At 65.2% G+C, this 10,359-nt stretch carries 10 protein-coding genes; 4 read left to right on the plus strand and 6 right to left on the minus strand.

What is annotated here, in order from left to right:
* The 5 genes from AADJ04_RS15960 to ruvA all read right to left on the minus strand — a co-directional run.
* Positions 1-1,037, minus strand: a 1,037-nt coding sequence (locus AADJ04_RS15960) for an ABC transporter permease (RefSeq protein WP_341240217.1), incomplete at its 3' end; no start/stop codon positions are given.
* A 10-nt stretch (positions 1,038-1,047) separates the two neighbouring features.
* Complete coding sequence (locus AADJ04_RS15965) at positions 1,048-2,382, minus strand: efflux RND transporter periplasmic adaptor subunit (protein WP_233099643.1); 1,335 nt, start codon at positions 2,380-2,382, stop codon at positions 1,048-1,050.
* Positions 2,379-3,437, minus strand: coding sequence for a Holliday junction branch migration DNA helicase RuvB (gene ruvB, locus AADJ04_RS15970; RefSeq protein ID WP_207373180.1), 1,059 nt, complete (start codon positions 3,435-3,437; stop codon positions 2,379-2,381). Before ruvB ends, AADJ04_RS15965 begins: the two co-directional genes overlap by 4 nt.
* Before the next feature lie 36 nt (positions 3,438-3,473).
* Positions 3,474-4,841, minus strand: a complete 1,368-nt coding sequence (locus tag AADJ04_RS15975) for a trypsin-like peptidase domain-containing protein (protein ID WP_273623808.1) — start codon at positions 4,839-4,841, stop codon at positions 3,474-3,476.
* Between the two features lie 231 nt (positions 4,842-5,072).
* Positions 5,073-5,648 carry a Holliday junction branch migration protein RuvA gene (gene ruvA / locus AADJ04_RS15980; protein WP_066692719.1) on the minus strand — a complete coding sequence of 192 codons (576 nt, stop codon included), beginning with the start codon at positions 5,646-5,648 and terminating at the stop codon, positions 5,073-5,075.
* Between the two features lie 88 nt (positions 5,649-5,736).
* Between ruvA and AADJ04_RS15985 the strand changes: the two genes are divergently transcribed.
* Positions 5,737-6,687: a PhoH family protein gene (locus tag AADJ04_RS15985; RefSeq protein WP_066784519.1), complete on the plus strand. Its 951-nt coding sequence runs from the start codon at positions 5,737-5,739 to the stop codon at positions 6,685-6,687.
* Between the two features lie 60 nt (positions 6,688-6,747).
* Positions 6,748-7,206, plus strand: a complete 459-nt coding sequence (gene ybeY / locus AADJ04_RS15990) for an rRNA maturation RNase YbeY (RefSeq protein WP_066690019.1) — start codon at positions 6,748-6,750, stop codon at positions 7,204-7,206.
* Between the two features lie 82 nt (positions 7,207-7,288).
* Here the strand turns inward: ybeY and AADJ04_RS15995 are convergent, their stop codons facing one another.
* Complete coding sequence (locus AADJ04_RS15995; RefSeq protein WP_273623809.1) at positions 7,289-8,626, minus strand: MFS transporter; 1,338 nt, start codon at positions 8,624-8,626, stop codon at positions 7,289-7,291.
* A 276-nt stretch (positions 8,627-8,902) separates the two neighbouring features.
* Here AADJ04_RS15995 and cyoA point away from each other — a divergent pair, with 276 nt between their 5' ends.
* Positions 8,903-9,961 (plus strand): ubiquinol oxidase subunit II, encoded by a 1,059-nt coding sequence (cyoA, locus tag AADJ04_RS16000; protein WP_273623810.1) that lies wholly within the window; start codon positions 8,903-8,905, stop codon positions 9,959-9,961.
* Positions 9,962-9,969: 8 nt separating this feature from the next.
* Positions 9,970-10,359, plus strand: a 390-nt coding sequence (locus AADJ04_RS16005) for a cbb3-type cytochrome c oxidase subunit I (RefSeq protein WP_341240218.1), incomplete at its 3' end; no start/stop codon positions are given.

A 10,359-nucleotide genomic window follows, 5' to 3' on the forward strand; every position in this document is an offset into this window, starting at 1 on the left:
GAGCCCAGCGCCCCCACCACAGCGCCCTGCACCAGAAACACCCGCAGCACCTGGCCCCGCGTGGCGCCCATGGCGCGCAGGATGCCGATCTCGCGGCCCTTTTGCACCACCGACACCACCAGCACACTGGCAATGCCCAGCACCACCACCGCCAGCACCACACCCCGGATGATGGAGGTGCTGATGGACTGCGCGTTGAGCGCGGACACCAGCTGGGCATTGCTCTCTTGCCAGCTCTCGATCTTGTAGGGGAACTGGCTTTGCAGCTCTCGCGCCAGGGTTTGGGCCACCCAAACGTCCTTGAGGGTCAGGTCCAGCTGGGTGACTCCACCGGGCAACGCCAGCAGGCTTTGCGCGGCACGCAGCGGCACGATCACGGTGCGCCGGTTCAGGTCTTTCACGCCCAGGTCCACCAGCGCAGTCACGCGCACCGAATCGCTGACCGAGCCACTCACACTGCCCGTCTGCACCGTGAGGCGGTCACCCACGCGCACCCCCAGGTCCTGCGCCAACTCGCGGCCTATCACCGCCTCCCCTGGCGCCAGCCGCGCACTGCCGCTGACGACCTTGGCGCGCAAGCCCACCACGCGGTCATAGCGGTCGAGGTCCACGCCCATGAGGGCAATCGCCTGCGATGCCTCGCCGCGCAGCGCCAGGCCCGAGCCGGACACCATGGGCGAAACGCCTGCGACGGCAGGCAACCCCTCCAGCAGCGGCACCAGCGCCTGCCAATTGGCGACGGAGCGCAAGCGCTGCGCACGCGGCTGGGTTTCGGTCAACGCGGCAGTATCCGGCGCCGCCGGGGCGGCCGGGGCGGCCGGGGTGACCAGATCGTCCGGCGCGCGCAGCGTGACGTGCGCCTGCGCACCCAGTGTTTTGGCCAGGGTGTTGGCCTGCAAGCCGCTGATGAGCGCCGAGATATAGGCAATGACCGCTACGCCCGCAGCCACGCCCACGATGATGAGCACGGTCTGCATGCGCCCCTCGCGCAAGAAGCGCAGCGCCACGCGGAACTCGAAACCAGGCCAGATCCACATGGCGGCAGGCTCAACGGCCCATGGTGCCGGTCAACGCAGGGCCCGCGCCACCGCCCTGATTGCCTTGGGCCGCCGGAGTGGGCGCGGACGAAGCAGTGGTCCATGGCGCCGTGCGGGCACGCACGCGTTGACCTTCCTGCAAGCTCGCGTTGCCGCGCAGCACCATGTCGCCTTCCTTCAGGCCGTCAAGCACCTCCACCGCATCCAGCGTGCGCAGGCCCAGCCGCACGTTGCGTACCTGGGCGCGCCCATCCTGCAGCACCAGCACGCTGGCTTGATCGCCACCGGCCGGGCCGCGCAAAGCGGCCTGGGGCAGCACCAGGGTGCGCTCGCGTCGGGCGGTCTCCACCTCCACCGACAAGGTCATGTCTTCGCGCAAAAAGGCAGGTGTCTGCTCAATCGAAAACTTCACCTCAATGGCGCCGCGCTGCGCATCCACCGCCGGCGCGATGGACAGCACGCGGGCCGCAAAGCGCTGCCCCGCAAAGGCATCGGCCACCACCCAGGCCGGCTGGCCCAGTTGCAGTTGCTCCAGAAAGCGTTCATCCACCTGGGCCACCAGCTGCGTGGGCCCGGCCAGCGCCAGGCTGAGCAAGGCCTTGCCCGGCTGCACGATCTGCCCAGGCTCCACCTCACACACCAGCACGCGCGCATCGGCGGGGGCCACCAGCGTGGCTTGTGCCAGGCGGGCCTGTGCAGCCACCGTGGCCGCCTGGGCTAGCGCTAACTCGGCCTGGGCCTGGGCTACCTCAGTGCCCGCGTCGGCGTTGGCTTGCAGTTGCGCTTGCGCGCTGAGATGCTGCGCCCGCGCCACGTCCACCGCACGGCGTGCCTCGTCAAGCTGCGCCGGGCTGTAAAACCCCTCGGTCACCAACTGCTGCACCCGCGCCAAGCTGGCGCTGGCGGCTTGCAGCGAGGCATCGGCCTGCGCCCGGGCTGCCTGCGCGGCAGTGCGGCCCGTGCTGCGAAGGCCTTCCAGCCGCGCCTTTGCCTGGCGTTCTGAAGCCACAGCCTGGGTCAAAGCCGCGCGCAATTCGTCGGATTCGAGCTGCACCAGCACATCGCCCTGGCGCACGGCGGCTCCCTCCGTTACCCGCACCTGGGCCACACGGCCGGTGACGGTGCTGCCCACCTCCACCCGCGACAACGTGGCCACACGCGCTGAAAACTGTAGCGTGCGCACCAGCGGCGCCGATGGAACCACCAGGGCATCAACCTGCGGGCCGCGCAGTGTGGCTGCGCCCATGGCAACCGCCGCCAGCAAGACGGCAGCGCCCAGCGCCCATGCCAGCCAGCGTCGATTCACCCGACCACCCTGGCTGCCAGTTGCTGCGTTTTTGCTCATTCAGAAAACAGCCCACCGGCCGCTTGCGGTGGCGCCACCCCCAGGTGGCGGAACGCCGCCAGCGTGGCGATGCGGCCACGGGGCGTGCGCTGCAGGTAGCCCTGCTGGATGAGGTAGGGCTCAATCACATCCTCAATGGTGCCTGCCTCTTCCCCAATGCTGGCTGCGATGTTGTCCAGCCCCACTGGGCCGCCGTCAAAACGGTGGATCACGGCTTCGAGCAGCTTGCGGTCCATCACGTCAAACCCTTGCGGGTCCACATCCAGCATAGCCAGTGCCTTGTCGGCAATGGATTTGGTGATGCGACCGTCGCCCTTGACTTCGGCATAGTCGCGCACCCGGCGCAGCAGCCGGTTGGCAATGCGCGGTGTGCCGCGCGAGCGGCGGGCGATTTCAAAACCGCCCTCCTCGTCCATGGGCGCATTGAGCAGCCCCGCACTGCGCTGGACGATGCTGGCCAGCTCGTCGGCCGTATAAAACTCCAGCCGCGCCACGATGCCAAAGCGGTCGCGCAGCGGGTTGGTGAGCATGCCCGCCCGCGTGGTGGCGCCCACCAGCGTGAAGGGCTGCAGGTCCAGCTTGATGCTGCGCGCCGCCGGGCCCTCACCGATCATGATGTCGATCTGGTAGTCCTCCAGCGCGGGGTAGAGGATTTCCTCGACCACGGGCGAGAGGCGGTGGATCTCATCAATGAAAAGAACGTCGTTCTTTTCCAAATTGGTGAGCAGGGCGGCCAGGTCCTTGGGCTTTTCCAGCACCGGCCCGCTGGTCTGCCGCAAGTTCACCCCCAACTCGGCCGCAATGATGTGGCTGAGCGTAGTCTTGCCCAGCCCGGGCGGGCCGAACAAGAGCACATGGTCCAGCGCCTCGCCCCGCTTGCGGGCCGCACCGATGAAGATCTCCAGCTGCTCCCGCGCCTTGGCCTGCCCGACGTATTCCTGCAGCAGCTTGGGACGCAGCGCCCGCTCGAGCGCCTCTTCCTGCGGCGAGACGGGGGCGGCGGAGATCACGCGCTTGGCGGGGGCGGGAGTGAAGTCGTCGGTCTGGATGGTCATTCGGGCAGGCTTGCACGCACGGTTGAGGATTGCTGATTACAAACCGGGCGTCAGCCAGGTCTTGATGGCCAGTTGGAACGGCAGGTCGAACCGCCCATAGAAATCGCGGCCTGTAGGCGCCTGGCAGCTGGAAGCGCCGCCGTAGAGCTGGCCAACCACGTAGCGTTTCGCATCAATGGTTGAAAACAGTCCCGAGCCACTGCTGCCACCCTCTGTGGTGCCTGACACCCAGCCAACCGAGTAGTAACGCCCGTCTTGCTGGGTGCTGGGGAAACATTGCTCGTTGCTGCAGTAACTGAACGCTTCAACGCTCCCGGCGCTGGTCTTTTGCAGGTCACCGCGTGGATGGTGGATGCCCACCACCGGCGAGGACTGCGTCACCGGCCCAAAGTACGAGCCCGCGTACACGACGCCCTGAGGCGGCGCACTGTTCAGGCGCATGAACGATGTGTCGGTCTGCGAATCAGCAAACAGTAGCGCAGCGCCTCCGGTGACCTTTTGCGCGCCCGGGTTGGCACTGGCCGTGTTGCATGACGTGGAGCGGTAGAACCAGTCAGTGGTCAGCGTCGACGCAACGGTCTGGGTTGAAATGCAGTGGTGTGCCGACAGGAAGTACGGAATTCTGCTCGACGATATGTCGTTGAGCAGCGTGCCCGTGCAAAGGTAGCTGCCGCCTTCCTGTACGAAAATCATGCGTGCCACGGCGCGACTTTCTGCATTGAGCTCGGCCTTGCACGACACGTCGATGTTGCAGCTGCCCGACTCGCCCACCTTGGCAAACGACGCGGCCGTGGCCTGATCGGGCGAGACGAAGAAGTGCGAGAGCGTGGGCACGGCGATATCCAGCTCTTCCAGCCGTGCCGCCACCGGCACCTGCAATTCCAGCGTGGTTTCGGCGCCGCCAAAATCGGGCCCCCAGTAGGTGCGTGCGGCATCGCCCTTGTCACCCGCGTCCAGATTGCGCTGAATGGTGCGTAGCACCTCTTCGCCCGTGATCTGCACGGCATCGCCGCCCGCCTGGGCATAAAAGCGCAGCACGGTGCCGGCCGGCAAATTGCGCACCAACACCCCCAGCCGAACGCCATGCGCGCCCTCGGCCTTGAAGCTGACGGCCGCCCGCTGCAAGCCGCCGCCCACGGCCTGCCACTGGAGCTGGCCCAGCATATCGCGCGGCCTGGCGGTGGCGGCCACGGGGCGGGCCACACCGATCTGCTGCGGGGCGCCTTTGGCGAGCGCCGCACGCTCGGTGGCCTTTTTCTCAAACCCTTGAGCGCTGGGTAGCGGGCCGAGGTTCACGGGGGTGGCGACCGGCCCACCCGTGCGGCGCGCCACCGCCGTAGCCGACATTTGGGGGGCCAGCCTGGGAAGACCGGTATCCAGCGCCTCGATGCGGTCGGTAACCACGGGCACAGGTGTGACGGGAGGCGGCGGCGGTGCGGAAGGTGGTGCGGGAGTGAGGGGCGGGTTAGGCTGCTCCGGGGCCACCGGCGTGGACGGGGCCGGCGGTGCGGCTGGCGAGTCGCCGCCGCCTCCGCCACAGGCAGCCACCGCTAAGACTACCAACAGTCCGGCACCTTGAAGCAAAGCGCGATACATCATCATCTCAGTCATCCCCTTCTGGTTGAATCCCATCCACTACTTCGCCAGCGCCTTGAGCGCCATCTTGATCCCCTCGCTCACCCCCACCTCCGCGGGCAGCGCCTTGAGCGCCGCCGCCGCTTCCTTGTCGTTGTACCCCAAAGCCAGGAGGGCCTGCAGAATGTCGGCCTGCGCATCGCTGTTGGCGGCACCTCGCACAGCACCGATGTCCGCTCCCAGCTTGCCCTTGAGCTCCAGGAGCAAACGCTCGGCGGTCTTTTTGCCGATGCCCGGCACCTTCACCAGACGACCCGCCTCCTGCAGCGAAATCGCCTGCGCCAGATCGCTCACGCCCATGCCACTCAGAATGGACAGCGCCGTGCGCGGGCCCACGCCCGAGATTTTGATCAGCTCGCGGAATGCCTGGCGCTCCGGGGCCGTGGCAAAGCCGTAGAGCAGTTGCGCATCCTCGCGCACGATGAACTGCGTGAGCAGGCTGACGCGCTCGCCCACGGCGGGCAGGTTGTAGAACGTGCTCATGGGCACATTCACCTCGTAGCCCACGCCGTGGCAGTCCAGCAGCACCTCGGGGGGATTCTTCTCCAGCAGGGTGCCGGTCAATTTGCCTATCATTGGAGTCCTTTGGCGCCGCCGCATGCCGATGCGGGTGGCGCCCTCGTTTTTGCCGTCATTGGCTTTTTTGCCGACTGGAATTATCAGCGTGATCCTGCGCCACACCTTCCTCCCGCACAACAACACCCGCCTGACCCACCTGTGTGGCCCGGCGGACGCGCACCTGCGCACCATCGAGGTGGCCTTGGGCGTGGGCATTGCCCACCGGCACGAGCAGTTCAAGGTGGACGGCCCCAAGGCCAAGGCCACGCAGGCGATGGAGCTGCTGCAGGCGCTGTACGAAATTGCCGAGCGCCCCATCCCGGAAGACCACCTGCAGCTGATGCTGGCCGGCGACAGCGACCTGCTGGACGCGCCCGAGGACGCCATCGTGCTGAGCACCCGCCGGGCCGACCTGCGCGGGCGCACTGCCACCCAGAGCCTGTACCTGCAGAACATTGCCACCCACGACATCACCTTCGGCATTGGCCCTGCGGGCACGGGCAAAACCTACCTGGCAGTGGCCAGCGCCGTGGATGCACTGGAGCGCAGCTCGGTGCAGCGCATTGTGCTGACCCGCCCGGCGGTGGAGGCGGGCGAACGCCTGGGCTTTTTGCCGGGCGACCTGGCGCAGAAGGTGGACCCCTACCTGCGCCCGCTGTACGACGCCCTGTATGAATTGATGGGCCACGACAAGGTGCAAAAAGCGTTTGAGCGCAACGCCATTGAAATTGCCCCGCTGGCTTTCATGCGCGGGCGCACGCTGAACAATGCCTTTGTGATCCTGGACGAGGCGCAGAACACCACGCCTGAGCAGATGAAGATGTTCCTGACCCGCATCGGCTTTGGCTCGCGCGCGGTGGTCACAGGCGACGTGAGCCAGATCGACCTGCCCAAGGGTGCCATGAGCGGCCTGATCGACGCCGAGCGGGTGCTCAAGCGCGTCAAAGGCATTGCCATCACGCGCTTCACTAGCGCCGACGTGGTGCGCCACCCGCTGGTGGCGCGCATTGTGGATGCGTACGATGCGCCCCGCCGGGCCCTGGCAGCGCGTAGTTGATTATTTTTACTATTAATTTGATAGCTGCTTGCGCTTATTGGATAAGCGCCAGGTGCCAATATGACTCTGAACCAACTCTCGCTGTCCCTGCAATTTGGCAAGTTTGATGGCGTGGCGGAACACCGCGCTGTGCTGTCACGCCACAAGGTCACGCGCTGGATTCGCCACGCCTTGTCGAGCGACGCGGAAATCACCGTGCGCATTGTGGGCACCGAGGAAGGGCAGCAGCTCAACCGCGAATACCGCAAGAAGGACTACGCCACCAACGTACTCACCTTCGACTACACGCAGGAACCTGTGGTGACGGCCGACCTGGTGCTGTGCGCGCCCGTGGTGGCGCGCGAGGCGGTGGAGCAGAACAAGAGTCTGCAAGAGCACTACGCCCACCTGCTGGTGCACGGCACCTTGCACGCCCAGGGGTGGGACCACGAAACCAGTGCCGAAGACGCGGACGAGATGGAGTCTTACGAGACCGCCATCATGCAAGAGCTGGGGTTTGCGGACCCGTACGCCAAGTAACCCGAAAAACTCAAGGTCCAAAGAAGAGGCCCGGAAAAGGCCTGCCACCCGCCGCGCCAGAGGCGGCGGGTGATGGCACTTTTCAAGACTCGCGCCGCTCAATTAACCGGTTGATACGCAACGCGGCCAAAGTGCACACCGCACCCGACAGCAGGTAGACCGACACGGCGCCCAGGCCAAACTTGGCCGACAACCCCAGCGCCACCAGCGGCGCAAAACCTGCGCCCAGCAACCAGGCCAGGTCTGCAGACAGGGCCGCGCCCGTGTAGCGGTATTGGGCCGAGAAATTGGCCGTGACGGTGCCCGAAGCCTGCCCATAAGACAGACCCAACAGCACAAAGCCCACCAGCAGGAACACGTTGTTGCCCGCAGACCCTGCACCCAGCAGCCAGGGCGCCGCAAAGCTGAACAGGCCAATCAACACCGCCATGGAACCCAGCAGATTGCGTCGGCCAATGCGATCGGCAAGCCAGCCCGACAGCATGATCGCCCCCGCCGCCAGGAAGGCGCCAACAATCTGCACGCTCAGCACCTCGGTGATGGACTGTTCGGAATACATGACGATCCACGACAGAGGGAACACCGTAGCCAGGTGAAACAGCGCAAAGCTGGCCAGCGCGGCAAACGCGCCAATCAGCACATTGCCGCCTTCATCACGCACCACCTGGCTCACGCTCACGGGTTGCAGCTCACGCTGCTGCAACAGTTCGGCGTATGACTGGCCCACCACCAGGCGCAGGCGGGCAAACAGCGCCACCACGTTGATGGCAAAGGCCACGAAGAAAGGATAGCGCCAGCCCCAGTCCAGAAACTCTGCCGTGCTCAGGCTGCCGTACAGGTAGGCAAACAGGCTGGCAGCCAGCACAAAGCCCACTGGCGCGCCCAGCTGTCCGATCATGGCAAACCAGCCGTGCCGTTCCTGGGGCGCGCTCATCGCCAGCAGCGAGGGCAGGCCGTCCCAGGTGCCGCCCAGCGCCAGCCCCTGGCCAATGCGCAAGATGACCAGCGCCACAATGGCCGTGCTGCCCACCGAGGCATAGCTGGGCAAAAACGCCATACCCGCCGTGCAAGCGCCCAGCAGGAACAACGCCAGCGTGAGCTTGGTGCCCCGGCCCCAGCGCCGCTGCACGGCCATGGAAATGGCCGTGCCCACCGGGCGGGCCACAAAAGCCAGCGCGAAGATGGCAAATGCCATCAACGTGCCGTCAAGCCGCGACACAAACGGAAATAGCAGCGAGGGAAACACCAGCACGCTGGCGATACCAAAGACAAAAAAGTCGAAATATTCAGACGAACGCCCAATGATGACCCCCACCGCGATCTCACCAGGGGTGACGTCCTCATCGGTATGGGCACGTGCGAGGGAGACCGAACTTTCAAAGCCTGGAACAGGCAGTGCCGCAGAACCTGGGCTGTACATATTGACGCTCCTCAAGCAAGTGATACGGCTCCGTTCTACACGCCACCCTGCCGCGCCACAAGTGAGGTTTCGCTAGGCTGCGCGTAGGAAAACCCTGATTGCGCAGGGCGTTTTCGGCACTGCGACAGATCAAGACTCCTGCGAAAGAGTGAAAAACAGTCGTGCGCCTTTGATGTTGGACAAAATGTCCAATCGACAAATTCGCTAGCCGTACTACATTGCGAACCCTCAGTCATTCGCGTTTACACCTAAACGCGCCTTTGTCGCGCTCTTCGCATGTTGAACACCCAAAAACTCCGCAGGCCCGCCGGTCTGGCAGCGATCGCACTGACAACCGGCCTGGCCGGTTGCAGCAAGGCCGTTGTCCTGAACCCGGCTGGTGACATTGCCGCCCAACAGGGCCAGATGGTCATTACCGCCACTTTGCTGATGCTCATCATCATCGTGCCGGTGATCGCACTCACGCTGTTCTTTGCCTGGAAATACCGCCAGAGCAATACCGAAGCCGAGTACGACCCCGAATGGCACCACTCCACCACGCTGGAACTGGTGATCTGGACCGTGCCCCTGATGATCATCATCGCCCTGGGTGCACTCACCTGGATCGGCACCCACAAGCTCGACCCCTATCGCCCCCTGGACCGCATCGACGCGCAGCGCGCCGTGCCCGCCGATGTGAAGCCACTTGAAGTGCAGGTGGTGGCGATGGACTGGAAGTGGCTGTTCTTCTACCCCGAGCAAGGCATTGCCACGGTGAACGAACTGGCCGCGCCGGTGGATCGCCCCATCCTGTTCAAGCTCACGGCCACGTCCACCATGAACGCGTTTTACGTGCCCGACCTGGCCGGAATGATCTACGCCATGCCCGGCATGCAGACCGAGCTGAACGCGGTGATCAACAAGCCTGGCGTGTTCCACGGCATGTCGTCGCACTACAGCGGCGCAGGCTTCTCGGGCATGACGTTCAAGTTCCACGGCCTGAGCAACGAAGACTTTGCCCAATGGGTGCAAAAAGCCAAGTCCGAAGGCAAGCCGCTGGACAAGGCCACCTACCTGAACCTGGCCAAGCCCAGCGAGCGCGACCCCGTGCAGCGCTTTGCCTCGGTGGAAGAGGGCCTGTACGACAAGGTGCTCAACCGCTGCGTGGAAGAAGGAAAGATGTGCATGCACCACATGATGGCCATCGACTCCCTGGGTGGAGAAGCGTACATGCGCGCTGCCGGCCTGAACCTGCCCCAGGACGTGTGCACCGCACAAAACGCCGCCCAAGTGGTGGCCGCGCTTGAAACCCGCAATGCACCGGCCCCAACCTCCGGCGCCAGCATCCGTCAATGAGCCTCGCTATGACCCCTGAAAACGCAACTCCTGCCCACTGGGCACTGGGCCGCCTGAGCTGGGACGCCGTGCCCATGGCGCACGAGCCCATCGTGCTGTGGACCTTCATTGCCGTCGTGCTGGGCGGCATCGCCGTGATGGCGCTGATCACCAAGTTCCGCCTGTGGGGCACCCTCTGGCGCGACTGGATCTGCAGCATCGACCACAAAAAGATCGGGATCATGTACATGATCCTGGGCCTGGTGATGCTGCTGCGCGGCTTTGCCGACGCCGTGATGATGCGCCTGCAGCAGGCCATGGCCTTTGGCGACAACATGGGCTACCTGCCGCCGCACCACTACGACCAGATCTTCACCGCCCACGGCGTGATCATGATCTTCTTCGTGGCGATGCCGCTG

This window comes from uncultured Acidovorax sp. (assembly GCF_964021665.1).
In the GTDB taxonomy this organism is placed as follows: domain Bacteria; phylum Pseudomonadota; class Gammaproteobacteria; order Burkholderiales; family Burkholderiaceae_C; genus Acidovorax; species Acidovorax temperans.

Bases quoted from the DNA above. Each gene is read 5' to 3' on its own strand.
- AADJ04_RS15965 (WP_233099643.1), bottom strand. From the start codon at position 2,382: ATGAGCAAAAACGCAGCAACTGGCAGCCAGGGTGGTCGGGTGAATCGA.
- ruvB (WP_207373180.1), bottom strand. From the start codon at position 3,437: ATGACCATCCAGACCGACGACTTCACTCCCGCCCCCGCCAAGCGCGTG.
- ruvA (WP_066692719.1), bottom strand. From the start codon at position 5,648: ATGATAGGCAAATTGACCGGCACCCTGCTGGAGAAGAATCCCCCCGAG.
- ybeY (WP_066690019.1), top strand. From the start codon at position 6,748: ATGACTCTGAACCAACTCTCGCTGTCCCTGCAATTTGGCAAGTTTGAT.
- AADJ04_RS15995 (WP_273623809.1), bottom strand. From the start codon at position 8,626: ATGTACAGCCCAGGTTCTGCGGCACTGCCTGTTCCAGGCTTTGAAAGT.
- cyoA (WP_273623810.1), top strand. From the start codon at position 8,903: ATGTTGAACACCCAAAAACTCCGCAGGCCCGCCGGTCTGGCAGCGATC.